Source organism: Sphingomonas sp. FG14, assembly GCF_057809675.1.
In genome coordinates this window covers 1,126,296-1,143,236 of the sequence record NZ_JBMDKK010000001.1, presented here as the reverse complement: position 1 = coordinate 1,143,236, position 16,941 = coordinate 1,126,296, and the positions used below count along the sequence as shown (strand labels likewise).

At 64.5% G+C, this 16,941-nt stretch carries 20 protein-coding genes and 2 pseudogenes; 10 read left to right on the top strand and 12 right to left on the bottom strand.

Annotated features, from left to right (window positions below; translation table 11 throughout):
* Positions 1-23: 23 nt before the first annotated feature.
* From ACODTA_RS05475 to serS, 4 genes are all read right to left on the bottom strand, one after another.
* Positions 24-1,064, bottom strand: coding sequence for a potassium channel family protein (locus tag ACODTA_RS05475; protein WP_489064785.1), 1,041 nt, complete (start codon positions 1,062-1,064; stop codon positions 24-26).
* Positions 1,064-2,113: a peptidoglycan DD-metalloendopeptidase family protein gene (locus tag ACODTA_RS05470; RefSeq protein WP_489064784.1), complete on the bottom strand. Its 1,050-nt coding sequence runs from the start codon at positions 2,111-2,113 to the stop codon at positions 1,064-1,066. The genes ACODTA_RS05475 and ACODTA_RS05470 overlap by 1 nt, the downstream gene beginning before the upstream one ends.
* Positions 2,114-2,224: 111 nt before the next feature.
* Entirely contained in the window at positions 2,225-2,989 is a 765-nt protein-coding gene (gene surE / locus ACODTA_RS05465; protein ID WP_489064783.1) for a 5'/3'-nucleotidase SurE, read from the bottom strand.
* A complete protein-coding gene (gene serS / locus ACODTA_RS05460; protein ID WP_489064782.1) occupies positions 2,989-4,266 on the bottom strand; it encodes a serine--tRNA ligase in 1,278 nt (425 codons plus the stop codon). Before serS ends, surE begins: the two co-directional genes overlap by 1 nt.
* 95 nt (positions 4,267-4,361) lie before the next feature.
* On the opposite strand from serS, the gene ACODTA_RS05455 reads away from it, so the two are divergent.
* From ACODTA_RS05455 to ACODTA_RS05435, 5 genes are all read left to right on the top strand, one after another.
* Positions 4,362-4,802, top strand: coding sequence for a host attachment family protein (locus ACODTA_RS05455; protein WP_489064781.1), 441 nt, complete (start codon positions 4,362-4,364; stop codon positions 4,800-4,802).
* A gap of 98 nt (positions 4,803-4,900) precedes the next feature.
* Positions 4,901-5,311, top strand: a complete 411-nt coding sequence (locus ACODTA_RS05450; RefSeq protein WP_489064780.1) for a hypothetical protein — start codon at positions 4,901-4,903, stop codon at positions 5,309-5,311.
* Between the two features lie 42 nt (positions 5,312-5,353).
* Positions 5,354-5,695 carry a hypothetical protein gene (locus ACODTA_RS05445; RefSeq protein ID WP_489064779.1) on the top strand — a complete coding sequence of 114 codons (342 nt, stop codon included), beginning with the start codon at positions 5,354-5,356 and terminating at the stop codon, positions 5,693-5,695.
* A 759-nt stretch (positions 5,696-6,454) separates the two neighbouring features.
* On the top strand, positions 6,455-6,919 hold the full coding sequence (gene dksA / locus ACODTA_RS05440; protein WP_222988053.1) for an RNA polymerase-binding protein DksA: 465 nt from the start codon (positions 6,455-6,457) through the stop codon (positions 6,917-6,919).
* Between the two features lie 107 nt (positions 6,920-7,026).
* Positions 7,027-7,410: a PilZ domain-containing protein gene (locus ACODTA_RS05435; RefSeq protein WP_489064778.1), complete on the top strand. Its 384-nt coding sequence runs from the start codon at positions 7,027-7,029 to the stop codon at positions 7,408-7,410.
* A gap of 38 nt (positions 7,411-7,448) precedes the next feature.
* Here ACODTA_RS05435 and ACODTA_RS05430 read toward each other — a convergent pair whose 3' ends face one another.
* Entirely contained in the window at positions 7,449-7,604 is a 156-nt protein-coding gene (locus ACODTA_RS05430; protein ID WP_489064777.1) for a YdcH family protein, read from the bottom strand.
* Between the two features lie 197 nt (positions 7,605-7,801).
* Here ACODTA_RS05430 and ACODTA_RS05425 point away from each other — a divergent pair, with 197 nt between their 5' ends.
* Together ACODTA_RS05425 and ACODTA_RS05420 are read left to right on the top strand one after the other, a co-directional pair.
* A complete protein-coding gene (locus tag ACODTA_RS05425) occupies positions 7,802-7,999 on the top strand; it encodes a YdcH family protein (protein ID WP_489065392.1) in 198 nt (65 codons plus the stop codon).
* Between the two features lie 112 nt (positions 8,000-8,111).
* Positions 8,112-8,573 carry a DUF1465 family protein gene (locus ACODTA_RS05420; RefSeq protein ID WP_489064776.1) on the top strand — a complete coding sequence of 154 codons (462 nt, stop codon included), beginning with the start codon at positions 8,112-8,114 and terminating at the stop codon, positions 8,571-8,573.
* 43 nt (positions 8,574-8,616) lie between these two features.
* On the opposite strand, the gene ACODTA_RS05415 is transcribed toward ACODTA_RS05420, so the two are convergent.
* From ACODTA_RS05415 to ACODTA_RS05400, 4 genes are all read right to left on the bottom strand, one after another.
* Complete coding sequence (locus tag ACODTA_RS05415) at positions 8,617-9,591, bottom strand: NAD(P)H-dependent flavin oxidoreductase (protein ID WP_489064775.1); 975 nt, start codon at positions 9,589-9,591, stop codon at positions 8,617-8,619.
* Between the two features lie 52 nt (positions 9,592-9,643).
* Positions 9,644-9,901, bottom strand: coding sequence for a hypothetical protein (locus ACODTA_RS05410; protein ID WP_489064774.1), 258 nt, complete (start codon positions 9,899-9,901; stop codon positions 9,644-9,646).
* Between the two features lie 123 nt (positions 9,902-10,024).
* The gene (locus ACODTA_RS05405) at positions 10,025-11,038 is read right to left on the bottom strand and encodes an arginine N-succinyltransferase (protein WP_489064773.1); all 1,014 of its coding nucleotides are present in this window, start codon (positions 11,036-11,038) and stop codon (positions 10,025-10,027) included.
* Positions 11,035-12,243: a hydrolase gene (locus tag ACODTA_RS05400; RefSeq protein WP_489064772.1), complete on the bottom strand. Its 1,209-nt coding sequence runs from the start codon at positions 12,241-12,243 to the stop codon at positions 11,035-11,037. The genes ACODTA_RS05405 and ACODTA_RS05400 overlap by 4 nt, the downstream gene beginning before the upstream one ends.
* A gap of 231 nt (positions 12,244-12,474) precedes the next feature.
* Here ACODTA_RS05400 and ACODTA_RS05395 point away from each other — a divergent pair.
* The 3 genes and pseudogenes from ACODTA_RS05395 to ACODTA_RS05385 all read left to right on the top strand — a co-directional run.
* Positions 12,475-12,579, top strand: a pseudogene (locus ACODTA_RS05395) (UxaA family hydrolase); the annotation flags it as partial.
* Positions 12,580-12,631: 52 nt separating this feature from the next.
* Positions 12,632-12,973 (top strand): 2-keto-3-deoxygluconate permease, encoded by a 342-nt coding sequence (locus tag ACODTA_RS05390; RefSeq protein ID WP_489064771.1) that lies wholly within the window; start codon positions 12,632-12,634, stop codon positions 12,971-12,973.
* Positions 12,974-13,099: 126 nt separating this feature from the next.
* The gene (locus ACODTA_RS05385) at positions 13,100-13,504 is read left to right on the top strand and encodes a response regulator (RefSeq protein WP_489064770.1); all 405 of its coding nucleotides are present in this window, start codon (positions 13,100-13,102) and stop codon (positions 13,502-13,504) included.
* A gap of 105 nt (positions 13,505-13,609) precedes the next feature.
* Here ACODTA_RS05385 and tuf read toward each other — a convergent pair.
* The 3 genes and pseudogenes from tuf to ACODTA_RS05370 all read right to left on the bottom strand — a co-directional run bounded on the left by tuf (position 13,610) and on the right by ACODTA_RS05370 (position 16,907).
* Positions 13,610-14,795 (bottom strand): annotated as a pseudogene (gene tuf / locus ACODTA_RS05380) (elongation factor Tu).
* Between the two features lie 176 nt (positions 14,796-14,971).
* Positions 14,972-15,163 carry a hypothetical protein gene (locus ACODTA_RS05375; RefSeq protein ID WP_489064768.1) on the bottom strand — a complete coding sequence of 64 codons (192 nt, stop codon included), beginning with the start codon at positions 15,161-15,163 and terminating at the stop codon, positions 14,972-14,974.
* 208 nt (positions 15,164-15,371) lie between these two features.
* Positions 15,372-16,907 carry a PAS domain-containing protein gene (locus ACODTA_RS05370; RefSeq protein ID WP_489064767.1) on the bottom strand — a complete coding sequence of 512 codons (1,536 nt, stop codon included), beginning with the start codon at positions 16,905-16,907 and terminating at the stop codon, positions 15,372-15,374.
* Positions 16,908-16,941 lie beyond the last annotated feature (34 nt).

Sequence of the window (16,941 nt, the reverse complement as noted above, 5' to 3'; positions counted from 1 at the left end):
AGCGAAATTCGTCGTCTGACCGGTTATTTTAGCCTGCCGTCCCCACGAACGATCGCGAGGATCGTGTCGCCCGCCTGCAGGGTCCGCGCGTCGGGGTGCCAGAAGGGGATCGGTTCGCCGCCACGATAGATGCGAACGCCGATGCCATCGCCGATCGCGGCAAGGGGCTTGCCGACCTCGTCCGCCGAGACCGGGCGTTCGGTCAGCTTCACGCTGCCGTCGGTGGCCGCGAGATCGGCCATGTAATCGGCGATATGTGGCCCATGGCATGATCCGGCGAGCAGGAGCCCGGCGAAGCTCACCGGATTGATCACGGTGGTGGCGCCGGCCTGACGCGCAAGGATTTCGTTGTCCTCGGCGCGGACCAGCACGCTGATCGGCACCGTATCGGCCAGGTGGCGGACGGTGAGGACGATCAGGATCGAGGTATCGTCGCGTCCCGCCGAGACGATGACGTTGCGGGCGCGGTCGATCTTGACCGCCTTCAGCGTTTCGTCGCGCGTCGCATCCGCCTCGATCACGGCGCAGCCGCAGGCGGCAGCGCGTTCGAGCGCGACGGGCGAAGTGTCGATCACCACGATCTCGCGCGCATCGGTGCCGCGCGCGAGCAGTTCCTGCACCGACTCGGATCCGCTGGTGCCGAAGCCGCAGACGACGATGTGATCGTGGAGGTTCTTCTGGATCAGCTTCATGCGCCATTTGTCCCAGGTTCGCTTGAACACGAAATTATACGCCGTGCCCAGGAAGACGAGCACGACGAACACGCGGATCGGCGTGACGATCAGCGCGTCGAACAGGCGTGCACGCTCCGAAACCGGTGCGATATCGCCATAACCGGTCGTCGTGATCGAGATCATCGTGAAATAGATCACGTCGATGAAGCTGACATGCCCATCGTAATTGTCGCGCAGGCCGGTCCGGTCGATCCAATGGACGCCCACCGCGATGCCGACCAGCGCGAGCACGAACAGCACGCGCCAGCCGATCGAAAGCCAGACCGGCGTACGCGAATTGCGCTGCAGCGTCTCGTAACGCAGGTCGAGACGGGATTTCCGGATCGGCATCAGGCCGGCGGCAGGTGCTTGAGCGGGTCGACCGGCTTGCTGTCCTGCCGGATCTCGAAATGGAGCTGGGGCTGGTCGGCGAAGCCCGACTGGCCGCTGCGCCCGATCACCTGGCCGCGCTTCACGGCTTGCCCGCGCGAGACCAGCAATTCCTGCGCATGGCCATAGGCCGTCGCCCAGCCGCTGCCGTGCCGGATCAGGATCAGCCCGCCATAGGCGTTCACGCCGTCACCGACATAGGCGACGACGCCGTCCGCCGCCGCCTTGATATCGGTGCCGCGCGGCAGTGCGATGTTGACGCCCTGATTGACCTGGCCTTTTCCACTCGGCCCGAAACGCGTAAGCAGCCTGCCGGTTGCCGGCCAGCCGAAGCCGCCATGGAAACTCGCCGGCGCCGCCACTGCGGCGCTTGGCGGCAAGGTGCGTGCCGCGGTGGCGGCGGGGCGGGCAGGCGGCTTGCCTTCGGGCAGGGCGGGTTCGCCGCCGCTCAGGATCGAGGCGATATCGAGCCGGAAGGCGGCCGCGCGCTGCTCCATCGTCTGGCGTGCGGGCGGCGCCGCTGCATCGGGGAGCGCCAGGCGCTGGCCGACGCGCAGCACGAACGGTTCCTGCAGGCCGTTGAGTGCAAGGATGTCCGACCAGCCGACGCCATAGGCGCGGGCGATGGCGATGCCGGTCTCGCCCTGGCCGACCCGGTGATAGCGCCCGGCGGGAATGCGCAGCATCTGGCCGGGAAAGATGGTGTAGGGCGCGGTCAGATTGTTGGCGCGCGCGATCGCTTCGGATCCTGCGCCGGTCTTGTCGCCCACGCCGCGCAGAGTGTCGCCGTCGAGCACGCGGTAGAGCGAACCTTCGATCTGTTTCGCACCGGTGGAAGCGGGTTTCGCCTCCCAGGCCGGCGGCGTTTCAGGCAGATTGGCGATCTCGGTTTCGAGCATCGGCACAGGTGGCGGCGGAGCGGGGGGCGTGTTGCCGGCGCGCGGAACGCAGCCCGCCGCGAGCAGCGCCGTCGTCGCTATGATGCCTCTGGTCCCCACCTTCGCGCCCATGCGGTTCAGACTAGCATGGATTTCAGCGGTTTGCATTCGCCGTGATGCTTGTTTGGCAAAGCGTGAAGGAGCGCCTTCCGATGGCACCGGCCCGCTCGTTCGAAGGGAGCCTCATCGATAAAGCGCTTCGACTGCGGCCATCGATTCGTCGTGCGTCAGATCCAGATGCAGCGGCGTCACCGTGATCCAGTCTTCGGCGATCGCTTCCAGATCTGTGGCATGGCCGGGCGTATGCTCGGTCGTGCCAAGGCCGAACCAGTAATAGGGATAGCCGCGCGGATCGGTGCCCTTGACGATGCGGGTGCGGCCATAATCGTGGAAGCCCTGACGCACCGCCTTCACGCCGCGCACGGCATCGGGCGTGGTCGCGGGGAAATTGACGTTGATCAGCGTGCGGAACGGCATCTGCATGCCGATCAGTGGACGCAGCACACGTTCTCCCCAGGCTTCCGCGACGGCGAAGGGCACGCTGTCGCCCATGCCTTCGCGCGCATAGACCTGGCTGAGCGCGATCGCCGGCACACCCGCGAGCGCGCCTTCCATCGCCGCCGAAACCGTGCCCGAATAGGTGACGTCCTCGCCCAGATTGGCGCCGCGATTGACGCCCGAAAGCACAAGGTCGGGCTTCTCGCCCTCGATCAGATGACCCAGCGCCATCAGCACGGAATCGGTGGGCGTACCGCTGACCGACCAGCGGCGCTCGCCATGGCGGCGGACGCGGACCGGACGGCTGAGCGTCAGCGAATGGCCGGCGCCCGACTGTTCCTCCGACGGCGCCACAACCCACACATCGTCCGAGAGAGAGCGCGCGATGCTCTCCATCACTTTCAGCCCCGGCGCGTGAATGCCGTCATCATTGGTGACGAGGATGCGCATCAGGCCGGCACCAGTGTGTCGATGCCGCCCATATAGGGGATCAGCGCCTTGGGCACGCGGACCGAGCCGTCGGCTTCCTGGTAGTTTTCGAGCACGGCGACCAGCGTGCGGCCGACCGCCAACCCCGATCCGTTGAGCGTGTGGAGGAAGCGGGTGCCCTTCGCATCGCCGGCGGCGCGGAAGCGCGCGGCCATGCGGCGCGCCTGGAAATCGCCGCAGTTGGAGATGCTGCTGATCTCGCGATAGCTGTTCTGTCCGGGCAGCCAGACTTCGAGGTCGAAGGTCTTGCGCGCGGCGAAGCCCATATCGCCGGTACACAGCAGCATCTTGCGATAGGGCAGAGACAGCGCCTGCAGGATCGCTTCCGCCGCGCCGGTCATGCGGAGATGTTCGTCTTCGGACTGTTCGGGCGTGGCGATGGTCACCAGTTCGACCTTTTCGAACTGGTGCTGGCGGATCATGCCGCGCGTGTCGCGTCCCGCCGCGCCCGCCTCGGAACGGAAGCAGGGGGTGAGCGCGGTCAGGCGGATCGGCAGCGCGGCTTCGTCCAGTATCTGTTCGCGGACGAGGTTGGTCAGGCTGACTTCCGCGGTCGGGATCAGCCAGCGGCCGTCGGTCGTCTGGAACAGGTCGTCGTGGAATTTGGGAAGCTGGCCGGTGCCGAATGCCGCGTCGTCGCGCACCAGCAGCGGCGGCGCGGTTTCCGCATAGCCGGCGTCGGACTGGCGATCGAGCATGAACTGGCCGAGCGCACGGTGAAGCCGGGCGATGCCGCCGCGCAGCACCGCGAAGCGCGAACCGGAGATGCGCGCGGCGGCCTCGAAATCCAGGCCGAGCGCCGGCGCGAAATCGGCATGCTCCTGCGGTTTGAAATCGAAGATGCGCGGCGTGCCCCAACGCGAGACCTCGACATTCTCGGTCTCGTCGGCGCCATCGGGGACGTCGCCGGCGGGCAGGTTGGGAAGGGCGGCCAGCGCGTCGTGCAGTGCGTCGTTCAACTCGCGCTCGCGCGCTTCGAGCGTGGGCAGCTTTTCCTTGAGCGTCGCGACTTCCGCCATCAGCGCCGCGGCTTCCTCGTCGCGCTTTTGCGCCTTGGCCGCGCCGATGGCTTTCGATGCCTCGTTGCGCCGGGCCTGTGCGGTCTGGGCTTCGGTGACGACGGCACGGCGTTCCTCGTCGAGCGCGATCAGCGCCGCCGAAGCGGCGGCTGCGCCCCGGCGGGCAAGCGCGGTATCGAAGGCGGCGGCGTCCTCGCGGATCAGGCGTATGTCGTGCATGCGGCGGCTATGGCCGCGCCGTTCCTGCCATGCAAGCCGCAACCGTGCCGGATGCCGCGCGTTACCCCAGAGGACATGATGAAAGGAGTGCGTCGATGCGGATCGCGAACAAGAGTCTTGTGGTGGTGGCCGATGGACGGAAGATGCTGTTCTTCCGCAACGAGGGTGACGGCCTGCATCCAAACCTGACGGTCGACATCGTCCGCGAACAGGAAAACCCCGCCGATCGCGATCAGAAGTCCGATGCGCCGGGGCTGTCCTTTTCAAGCGGTGGCTTCAGCCGTCACAGCTATTCGGAAGTCGATTTCCACCAGCAGGAAGAAGATCGCTTCGCCAGCGAGGCTGCGGCGCTATTGCGCAAGCGCGCCTTGGCCAATGATTTCGAGTCGCTGATCATCGTCGCGCCACCTCGTACGTTGGGCGAGATGCGTAAACATTATCACAAGGAGGTGGAGAGCCGCCTGGTCGGCGAAATCGCCAAGGATCTGACCGGGCATCCGGTGGACGCGATCGAGAAGATCATCGTCGCCGCCTGAAGCCGCGAAAAAAAGGGGCGGCGCGTCCGGGGTTGAGGACGCGCCGCCCATGCGTTGGGCTCTACAAATTCCTTCAGGCCGTGCGCTTGGCCAGTCGCTTGCGTGCGACGAGCGCCGCTGCCGCCGCACCGAACAGCAGCACGACGGGCGGTGCCGGGACCGGCGTGCCGCTCGATCCGGAGCTGCCCGAGCTGCCATGGCTGCTTGATCCGTGGCTGCTGGAGCCGTGCCAGCCGCTTGACCCGCCGAAGCTGCTCGACGAGCTGGAGCTGCTTGAAGACGAACTGGAGCTGCTCGAGCTCGACGAGCTCGATCCACCCGTCGAGGTGCTGGTGCTGGAACCGCCGGTCGATGTGCTGCTGCTGGATCCGCCGCTGCCGCCCGAGGAACTGCTCGTGCTGCTGCTGCCCGAGCTGGTGCTGGACGAGCTTGAGCTGCTGCCGGAGGATCCGCTGCTGCCGGACGAACCGGAGCTGCCGGACGAGCCGGAGCTGCCGCTGGAACCATGATGGCCGCTCGAGCCATGGTGTCCGCTCGATCCGTGCGGCGGCTTGGGTGGCTTGCCGCCCGTCGATCCGCCGGAACTGCTGGACGAGCTGGAGCTGCTCGACGAAGACGAGCTTGAGCTGCTGCTGGACGAGCTCGACCCGCCTGTGGACGTGCTCGTGCTCGAACCGCCGCTCGATGTGGAGGTGCTCGATCCGCCGGAACCGCCGCTCGAGGTGGACGTGGACCCGCCGCTCGACGTTGACGAGATGACGATATTGCCGCCCGAACTGCCGCCGCCGAAGAAGCCGCCGCCAAAGAAACCGCCACCGCCAAAGCCGCCACTGCCGCCGACCATCACGGGGCCGCCACCGCCGCCGCCGCCTTCGAAGGGGACACCTGCATAGGGAATGGGGGGCATCGGCGCTTGTGCGACCGTTACAACCGTGGGCATCGCGCAGGCAGTCTGCGTCGTGGTGGTTACCACGCGCTTGATCCGCTTGACGGGGCGCTTCGCGTAACGAACGCGCTTCACCGGCCGCTTCACCGCCTTCGCGCTTTTCGCGCTGGTTACATGAGCGGGGCGGGGCGCATCGGCGATGTGCATCGCGCCGCCACCGACGATTGCGCCGCCGCAGGTGCAAGCGCAGAGTTTCGCCAAGGCCATCCGAACAGACATCGCAAATCTCTTTCCTCTGTGGCCGTTGCGGCTGCCCGGATGATGTTCCGGAACCGCGCCCCCGACCTGACACACACCTAAAAAGGCTCAATCGCCCGCCCAATAACAAGTTTATTAACCATGTTTTTCGCGTGCCGACCCGGTTGTTTGATGTGGGGGCGGCAAACGAATTGGTTAATGTCTCATTACAGGTCGTTTTAACGGCCGATGGTTAAGCCTTCGCCGCGCAGAGACGGTTAACGCGGCAGTGACCGCGCTTTCGAGTCGGACCGAATCGAAAGACATATGTCGGTTCATCATCCCTCAATCGGCGCATCGCTAAGGGCATGTGAGCACAAGCTTTCCGTGCATTGCCGCCGAATGCGCATCTTCATCGATTCGTTGGCTTGTGCGGCATTTTGGGCGTGGCTATAGCCGCGCCGGAGTGAGCGTCTGGCACGGGCGTCAATGGGCGCGGGGCCAGCAGGTATCGTAACTGGAGACGGGCATGGCGACGGCGTTGACGACCAGCGAGGGAGACCGAGATCCCTTGTCGAAACCGCCGGTGCTGGACACCGACTATCGGCCATCTCCCGACGAAGAGTTCATGAACGAGCGCCAGCTTGCTTATTTCAAGGCGAAGCTCAACGCGTGGAAGGAGAATATCCTTCGCGAGTCGCGCGACACGCTCAACCAGCTCCAGAATGATTCGCTGCGCGAACCCGACGTCACCGATCGCGCGTCGAGCGAGACCGACTGGTCGATCGAACTGCGCACCCGCGATCGCCAGCGCAAGTTGATCTCGAAGATCGATGCGGCGCTGCGCCGCATCGCCGAGGGCGAATATGGCTATTGCGAAGTGACGGGTGAACCGATCTCGCTGGCGCGTCTCGAAGCCCGCCCGATCGCGACGATGACGGTCGAGGCGCAGGAGCGTCACGAGCGCCAGGAGAAGATTTCGCGCGACGAGTGAATGCGCGCTAACCATCCGGCTTAAAACTTTAAACACCCTTTTTGGCCTATTCGGGCGCTCATGGTTCCGCGCACGTCCGGAACCGCGATCATCCGGAGGGCCGGCAGGTGGAACAGCCGATCAAGATCCAGGCAGCGGACAAGTCGCAGAACCGCGAGGCGGCGCGCGACAGCCTTTTTCTGACCGCGATGGTCAGACGGGTCTCGGACCAATCCGAGCGCACGGTGCGCGTGCGCAACCTTTCCGCCGGCGGCATGATGGCCGATTGCACGGAAGTTTTCGCACGCGACGAGGCTATCTTGATCACGCTGCGTGGTATCGGGGAGGTGAGAGGCCGGGTGGCCTGGCGATCGATCGACAAGATCGGCATCACCTTCGATAATCAGATTGACCCGAAGCGCGCGCGCAAGCCGGTCGGCACGGCGGAATCGAATGTGCCACAGCACATCAGGGTATCGCAGGTGCGGCGCCCCGGCCTGAAGATCGACTGAAGGACGCGGTGATCTCCGCGCCCTTCAGCATGGGCGCGTCAATGTGACGAAAGCGCGTCCTTGATCTTCAATTTCTCTTTCTTGAGCTGCGCTATCACGGTGGGGTCTGGACTGGGGCGGCGGTTTTCTTCGGCGATACGATTTTCAAGACCGGCATGCTTGGTCTCGAGTGCCGAGAAATGTGCCTGTTCCATCCTTCTGTCTCCTTCTGGTGGTCAACGCGGAATGGATTGAAGCACCAAATTCCCTTCGTGTCTCCATCCAATCTCGGTGAACGCGATGGTTGCAATTGGCATTGCGACGATTCGATGACGCTTCACGCTTGAGCCGAACGACGGCTCGCCCTATCGCTGAGGCGCTCAAATCGGGGCTGGGAAATCGGGGGCTGGCCATGGAACCGGAAGAGATCAGGGCAAGGCTAGAGATGCTGCGGATCGAGCATCGCGACCTCGATAGCGCGATCGCCTCGCTCGCTGAGACGGCGGCGCCCGATCAACTCCAACTGGCCCGGCTGAAGAAGCGCAAGCTGCGCTTGAAGGACGAGATTGCTCTGTTCGAGGATCAGTTGATTCCCGACATCATCGCCTGATCCCCGCGCCATCCTGATTCATTCCGGGACAGCTTCGCGAAGCGCGACGATTCGAGTGACGATCCGGCGATTTATCGTTTCGCGAACGCGCCGATTGTGTCAGTCTTCGAACATGGACTGGGGGAACAACCAATCGCGCCTGACGCCGCGTCTGATCGACGCGCTTTACACCGAGGCGATGTTGCTCGCCGACGAGGCGCGCGCTTATTTCGACGAGAATGGCCGCGACGATCGCGAGACGCTCGACCCCATGCTCCGGGTCGGTTTTTCATGCGAGTCGCTGAAGGTGACGACGCGTCTGATGCACGTCATCGCCTGGCTGCTGACCCAGCGCGCGATCGACACCGGCGAATTGAGCCCGATCCAGGGGCGCCATCCCTCGCGCCGCGTCGGCCATGCGGCGGCGAGCGATGACGAACTTGTCGCGCGTCTGCCCGACGACGCGCGCGGATTGATCGAAGCGAGCGTCGATCTTTATGAGCGGGTGAAGCGGATCGATCGCGGGCTCACCGCGAGCGAAATTCCATCGAGCCCCGCGCATAGCCTGATGCGTCGGCTGGAGGCCGCGTTCTAATCGGGAACGGATTCGATCGAAATCGATTCCGGGCGACTGAGCTCTATCCCCGGTAAGCGGCGTCGAGCGATGCCTTCGCAGCCCGATATTCGGCTTCGAGCCGATCGACACGATCGGCAACCGACTCGACCGCGCTGACCGCGCCGATGCCCTGGCCCGATCCCCAGATGTCGCGCCATGCCTTCTTCGCCTGATTGCCGCCCGATCCGAAATCCATCGTCTTCAGGTCGCCCTTGGGCAGATTGTCGGGATCGAGGCCCGACGCGGCGACCGATGAGCGCAGGTAATTGCCATGCACGCCCGTGAAAAGATCGGAATAGACGATATCGGCGGCGGCGCCGTCGACGATCCCCTGTTTATAGTCGTCAGCCGCATTGGCTTCGCGCGTGGCGATGAAGGCGGAGCCGATATAGGCGAAGTCCGCGCCCATCGCCTGCGCCGCAAGGATCGAGCGACCATGCGCGATCGAGCCCGACAGCGCGACCGGTCCGTCGAACCAGGCGCGGATTTCCTGCATGAGCGCGAAGGGGGAGGTGACACCGGCATGCCCGCCCGCACCGGCTGCGACAGGTATCAGCCCGTCCGCGCCCTTTTCGATCGCCTTGCGCGCGAACCGGTCGTTGATCACGTCATGCAGCGTGATCCCGCCCCAACCATGTACGGCGGCGTTCAGGTCCTCGCGCGCACCCAATGAGGTGATGGTGATCGGCACCTGCCATTTGGCGCAGGTCGCGAGGTCGCTTTCCAGGCGATCGTTGGATTTGTGGACGATCTGGTTGACCGCATAGGGAGCGGCCGGGCGATCGGGATTGTCGCGGTTCCAGGTTGCAAGTTCTTCAGTGATGCGATGCAGCCATTCGTCGAGCTGAGACTGGGGTCGCGCATTGAGCGCGGGAAAGGAGCCAACGATGCCCGCCTTGCACTGCGCTATCACCAGTTCAGGGCCGGAAACGATGAAGAGCGGCGAGCCGATGACGGGAAGCCGCAGACGATCGAAGAGCGGGGAGGGCAGGGTCATGCCCGATTTCTTACCGAAACGATCGGGCCTGTCCAGCAAGGCTCCACTGACGTTACGGCATGGCTGGCTCGGGTGGGGCGCTTCCGACCGACTCGGCGGCACGCTTGAGCGCGAGCGCGTCGAAGATCATCGCGCCGGCCATGAAAACCGCGCCGGTGCAAGCCAGGCAGAGCAGCCAGCCGCCATAGCCGGGATATTCGACGAGATAGGCCTTGCCGCGTTGCATCGCGCCTGTCGCGAGCGCGTAGATGATCAGGCAGGCCTCGAACCGGGTCTTGATGACGAAGAGGCGCTTGATCCGTCTGAACATGACTCCTGCTAAGCAAGGGGCGTGCCGCTCGCGAATTTCCGCCGATCTTCGACATGTCGAAAGGGTAAATTGTAAGTTAAGCCGACACCGGGCGATCGGTTCGCACGCGCCCGCGACGAACCATCACCATCTGGGTACGTGGCTGACATTGTCTCCGACGTTGACGCCCAGTCGCTCCGCTGCACGCGCATCGATGGTGATGCCGCCGTCGCGCTCGTCGATCTGCGCATAGCAGGCGGTGAAGTCGGCGAGTCTGCCCGTCGCAACCAGCGCCTTGGTCTCCCCCTCGGCGATGGCGACGATCCGATCATCGCGCGCATCGGCCAGGCTGCGGATACGATCGGTCTCCGCCGTCATGGTGGGGCCGCCGTCGAAGATGTCGATATAATTCTCGAAGCGGAAGCCTTCATTCTCGAGCATCCGCATCGCCGCACGGCCGCTGGGGTGTGGCGCGCCGATCACCGCGCGCGCATTTTCCGGAAGCATCGCGGTGTAGATCGGATGCTTGGGCATCAGATCGGCGATGAACTGGTTGCCGTGGATCGCATTGAATGCGTCGGCTTCCTGGAAGTTCATGCCGAAGAACTTGCCGGCGAGCCCGTCCCAGAACGGGGATCCGCCGGCTTCGTCGATCACGCCGCGTAGTTCGGCGAGCGTCCGGTCGGCGAAACGTGCGCGATGGGCGCGGATGAACAGATAGCGGCTGCGTGCGATCAGCAGGCCGAGCCCGCCAGCGCGTTCGCCGGGGTGAAGGAACAGTCCGCCGACCTCGCTGCACCCTTCCAGATCGGTGGAGAGCGAGAGCATGTCCGCGCGGAAGGTGCGATCGAGTTCCTGGCTATGCTGGGTGAGCGTTCCGATCCGATAGGAATAGAAGGGCCATTTTCGTCCCACCTGGCTGAAGAGCTGGCAGGTGCCACGCACTTCGCCGGTCTCGGCATTTTCGAGGACCATCACGAATAGGTCGTCGCCAAGGGCATCATCGTCGCGGGCGAGCGCGTCTTCGGAGCGCTTCAGCTTGGCCGCGAGCGAGGCCCGATCGGCGGGCAGGTTGGTGAATCCGCCACCGGTGAGCTTCGCCATTTCGTAAAGCGCCTGGAGATCCTTCCCCCGCGCCGCGCGCATCCTGAAACTCAAACGGCCCCCCTTTCGGCAATCCGCATTATGGTGAGCGCGGAGAGCGCCGCACGCTCAGGCAGCGAGTCGGTGATCAGGAATTCGTCGGAGGAATGGATGGCGCCGCCGCGCGCGCCCATCGTATCGACCACGGGCACGCCGCAGGCCGCGATATTGTTGCCGTCGCACACCCCGCCGGTCGCTTTCCATGTCACGCCGATACCGAGATCGGCACCGGCCTGCCTGACCAGCCCGAACAGGCGCTCGGCGGCCGGATCGAGCGGCTTGGGCGGTCGATTGAAACCGCCATGGACATGGACATGGACGTCATGCTCGGCCGTGATGGCGGTGGTCAGCGTATCGACCAGCGCGCGGGCACGCGCTTCGTCGGCGGGGGAGGCTGGACGGAAATTGACGCGGAGCACCGCATGGTCGGGCACGACATTGTTGGGGCCGCCGCCATCGATTTTGGCAGGATTGACCTTCAAGCCCGGCCCGTGCGCGGCCTTGAGCCGGACGGCGAGATCGGCGGCGGCGACAAGCGCGTTGCGCCCGTCTTCCGGGTTGCGGCCGGCATGCGCGCTGCGGCCGGTGATGATGATCGAGAAATTGCCGCTGCCCGCGCGCGCGCCGGCCAAAGTGCCGTCGGGCAGGGCGGGCTCGTAGGTGAGGGCCGCGACCTTGTTCCGAGCGAGCCGCGCGATGAGCGCAGCCGAGGAACCGGAACCGATCTCCTCGTCCGAGTTGATTAGCACGTCATAACCGAAAAGGCTGGCGGCGGACGATGCCTCGACGGCGCGGAGGGCGGCGAGCATGACGGCGATGCCGCCCTTCATGTCGGCGACGCCGGGGCCGTTGAGGATCCCGGGTTCGAGCCAGCGCAGCGACTGGAATGTGTGGTCGACGGGAAAGACGGTATCCATATGCCCCGTAAAGAGCAGGCGTACGGGCGCATCGGGGCGGACGCTCAGATGCAGATGCCGGCCATGCTCGGGCTCGCTGACACTGCCGTCGGCAGCGACCGTCTCGACCATATCGGGCGCGATCAGCGCGATGTCGCCAGGCAGCGCCGAGAAGGCGTCGGCAAGCAGGCCCGCCGTCATCTCCAGCCCCGCCAGATTGCGCGATCCGCTGTTCACCGTCGCCCAGCGCTCGACCTGGTCGAGCATGGGGGCGGCCCTGGCGGTTTCGACGATGGCGGATTCGGCTGGAGACAGGCGGGTCATCCTGCGCTTCTAGTGTCTGAATGGCCGGGGTGGAAGCGTCGCGCACTGGAGGTAGCCGGTCTTGCGGCGCACACTGACGCCCGGAACGCACGAAGCATTCAACTCGATCGTCCTTGAGGGCGCGTATTCTTATGCCGGCATGGCATCCTTCTCCGATATCCTTTCGAAGAAGGATGTCGAAGCGATCCACGCCTATCGACCATCAAGGGCATAAGGCGTGCCGATGGCCGGGTGGCGACGCGTAACTACATCGCGGTCATCAGCACCGTGAATTGTTCCGCCACCGTGGTGAAGAAAGTTGTTCGCCATTTCGACGATCCGGCGATCATGGGCGGTTATCCCAATGTCGACGGGTGCGTGCCGCTGACCCATAGTCTCGGCTGCTGCATTGATCACCACCGCCGGCAATGCGGTGACGACGCCGGCCGCAATCGGTGCCGTCGCAGGGGCCGCCACCACTTCAGGCCTGATGAGCGAGGAAATGGCGGGCACCTATCAGGCGATCGTGCCCGTCGCGACGCTGCAGATCTCGGTGGCGGTCATTGTCACGGCGCTTCCGGTGCCGCTCGCGGTTGCATCCATAGACAGATGGCAGCGCCGGAGAGGCATTGACGGGACTCGGGAAGAGTCGATTGCAGGGCCGCGCCCGCTGGCGGCTTCAGCTACGATCTCGCTCACCGTAGCGGAGCCAGGCGCCGTCGATGAGGTGGCTCGGCATTTGACGCGGTGAAAATCGAACTATCCTGAAAATCGGTTTCGAAATCCGACACCTTTGGTCACAAAAACGCAAAACTGAGGAAACCAATGCGGCGCTCGCGCATTATGCGGCGAAAGGATCAACTAAACATAGATCAAGATGACTGTCAGAGCCCTCATTGTCGAAGACGAAATCCTGGTGGCGCTGGACCTTGAAAGCGCCCTGATGGAAATTGGAATCGACGTCGTCGGAATAGCCGCCGATCGCGCTTCTGCGCTGCGCATGGCCGAGGATGTCGACTTCGCGCTGGTCGACGTCAATCTGCGCGACGGGCAGACCGGGCCGTCGATCGGCCGTGCGCTGGCGATGGAACATGGCGTCAAGGTGATCTTCGTGACCGCCAACCCATCGCAACTGGGCGAAGGTATCGAGGGAACGATGGGCGTGATGTGCAAGCCCTTCTCCGATGAATCGATCTCCGCCACCGTCGCGTTCCTGACCGCGAACGACGCCAAGGACGATGTTGCGCCCCCGCGCGAATTGAAGCTGTTCCAGCTCAATTGAGGCGCGGCGCGCCATCGTTCGTTTCTGAGGCAGTAAATGGTCGCGTAAAAAGCCCGGCCCCGGGGTAGTATCCCGGGGCCGGGAGTTTATCTGCGGCTCGCGCTTTCAGGCATCGACCCGGGTCACGACCCCTGCGCCGACGGTCTTGCCGCCTTCACGGATCGCGAAGCGCACGCCCGGCTCGATCCCAACCGGCTTGTTCAGCGTGAAGCCGATCTCTGCCTGATCGCCCGGCGACACCGAAGCGTCGCCATCGATATCGACCACGCCGGTCACATCGGTCACGCCGAAGAAGAATTGCGGGCGGTATCCGCTCGCAAACGGCGTGTGGCGGCCGCCTTCCTCGCCGGTCAGGACGAAGATCTGCGCCCGGCCGGTCGTGCGGGCCCGGATCGCGCCGGGAGCGCTCAGCACCTGGCCGCGATCGACGTCGTCGCGCTTCAGGCCGCGCAACAGCAGCCCGACATTCATGCCAGCCCGTGCCTCCGGGATATCCTTCCGGAACGCCTGGGTGCCGGTCACGATCACCTCCGCGCCGCCAATGTCGAGGCCGACGATCTCCACGCTGTCCCCGATCCGGAGCGTGCCGCGCTCGACCCGGCCGGACACCACGGTGCCCCTGCCGGGAATGGTGTGCACGCCCTCGATCGGCATCAGGAACGGGCCGTCATAGTCCCGGATCGGATCCGGGATATGCGCATCCAGTGCCCGCACCAGTTCGACGATCGCGGCCGCGTCCGACCCATCGGCTTCACCGCGCTCCACGGCTTCGGTCGCGCGCAGCGCGCTGCCGAAGATGAACGGCGTCCTCATAGCCCTGCGAGGCCAGCAACTCGCTGGTCTCGAGCTGGATCAGCGCCATCATGTCGGCACGGTCGCCTGCGGCGATCATGTCCATCTTGTTCACGAACACGACGATGTGGCGGACATTCACCTGCCGCGCGAGCAGGATGTGCTCGATCGTCTGCTTCGCCGCGCCCTTGGTGGCGTCGACCAGCAGGATCGCGCCATCCATCTGCGAGGCGCCGGTGATCATGTTCTTCACGTAATCGGCATGTCCGGGGCAGTCGATGTGCGCATAGTGCCGGTTCTCCGACTCATATTCGACATGGCTGGTGTTGATGGTGATGCCGCGGGCCTTTTCTTCGGGCGCCTTGTCGATCTGGTCGAACGACAGGGCATTGCCGCCCAGCCGCGCCGCCTGAACCCGCGTGATCGCGGAGGTCAGTGTGGTCTTGCCGTGATCGACATGGCCGATCGTGCCGACATTCACATGGATCTTGTTCGTCATCGTCTTCACTCACTTTAGGACGCCGTTCGAACCCGGCTGGCCGGACCGGGCCGAACGGCCATTGGCATTGGCGCGCCAATTCGATGTTGGGGTGCCCGGATGGCATTCCCGGAAAGCAAAAGGCCCGCCGGGCGGAACCCGGCGAGCCTTTTGAGAACTCGGTGCCCGGATGTCCTTCAGCGGACCCGGGCGGAAACGGCCCGGAAAATCAGGTTGCGAAATGCCATGCGGCTTCGGCGCGCGACGCCAGATCGCACGCGTTCAAGCCAGCACTGATCGTCAGCAAAAGCGTCATCGCTCCGCTCCTTGGCAAGATCGGCGCAAGCAGAGCCCGCGCGCAATAAAAAACCCCGGAGGGCGATGGCCATCCAGAGTCTTGCAACGCAAGGGGAGGCCAGCGCCTCCTGTAAACAAGAGACGGGTCAGATCAGGATCATATCTAGCGTTTCGACGCCGGCTGCTGCCGTCGTGTCGATCGCTTCCATGTTCAATTCTACATCCGTCACGAGTCTTTCCTTCGAATATTGCAGTGGCCGATATCACTGGCCGGTAATGATTGCAAGATAAGCGCTTCAGCTACCTGTGCAAGGACTCCAGAGGGATGCTGATCCGCGCGTCCAGCCCATGCGGCTGCCAGCGTTTGTCGATCTCGCCCTTGAGCTGCGTCACCACGCTGAGCTGGACGAGCCGGGAGCCGAAACCGTTGAGCTGGGGCGGCTGGGTCACGGGCGGGCCGCCATTTTCCTGCCAGTGGATCGTACAATGCGTGTCGTCGGCGGAGATCTCGACCCGGATGCTGCCCTCGCTTGTCGAAAGGCCGCCATATTTTGCGGCATTGGTCGCCAGTTCGTGGAAGAGTAGGGCAAGCGGCGTCGCCGCGCGATCGTCGATATCGGTGTCGTCACCGGCGATGACGACGCGGCCTTCGGATCCGCCATAAGGCGCGAAGAGCTGGCCCAGCATGCCGCGCAGGCTGGCCTGGCCGAGATCCGAGCGCGAGGCGTCGCTGTGCGGCCGCACGAAATCATGCGCGCGGCCCAGCGCCATCACGCGGTTGCGCAGATCCTCCGCGATCGGCTTGATCTCCGGCCTGCTGCGCGCGGATAGCGCGATCAGCCCGGCAATGACCGCGAAGATGTTCTTGATCCGGTGGCTTAGTTCGTGGGCGACGAGCTCACGCTCTTCCAGCGTTCTTTTATGGTCGTGGATATCGGTACAGGTGCCGAACCAGCGCGTGATCCGGCCGCTCGGGTCGCGCATCGGCAGTGCGCGCCCCAGCGTCCAGCGATATTCGCCGCTATGGTGGCGCAGCCGATATTCGATCTCATAAGGTTCGCCCGTCGCCAGCGAATGGCGCCAGCGTTCCCATGCGCGTCCCTGGTCGTCCGGATGGAACATGCCGTTCCAGGCCTCGCCGTCTGTTGATCCCTCGGGCATGCCGGTGAAATTGTACCAGCGCCTGTTGTAATAATCGTGATAGCCGTCGGGCAGGGTGGACCATACCATCTGGGGCATCGTGTCTGCGAGGATGCGGAATTTCTCGACATTCTCCGCGAGGATCGCGTCGTAGCGCTCCATGGCATGCAGATGCCGCCGCGCTTCCAGCAGGTTCATCACCTGCGCGGCGAGGACGGTGAGGCCCTGCGTTTGAAGCGGCGTGAGACCGTCGCGCGGGGCGGAGTCGATCACGCACAGCGAACCGAGCGGGATACCTTCGGGCGATGTCAGCGGGGCGCCGGCATAGAAGCGGATATGCGGGGCGCCAGTGACGAGGGGATTCCGCGCGAAGCGTGGATCCAGCGTCGCATCGGGGATCACCATGATATCGGGACCGAGCATGGCATGCTTGCAGAACGACACTTCTCGCGATGTCTGTTCGGCATCGAGGCCCGTCCGGGCCTTGAACCATTGCCGATCCCGTTCGACCAGGCTGATCAGTGAGATGGGGGTTCCGCACAAGGCGCCCGCGAACTGGACGATATCGTCGAAGGCAGACTCGGGCTGGGTATCCAGAACTCCATATTCGGCGAAGAGCGCATCGCGTCGGGCTTCGTTGAGGTCGGCGATGATACCGTCTTTCGAAAATTGCGAAGTGGGTTGATCGGATGACATAACCGCCGGCCGATCACAACGGTTCCTAAAGGGG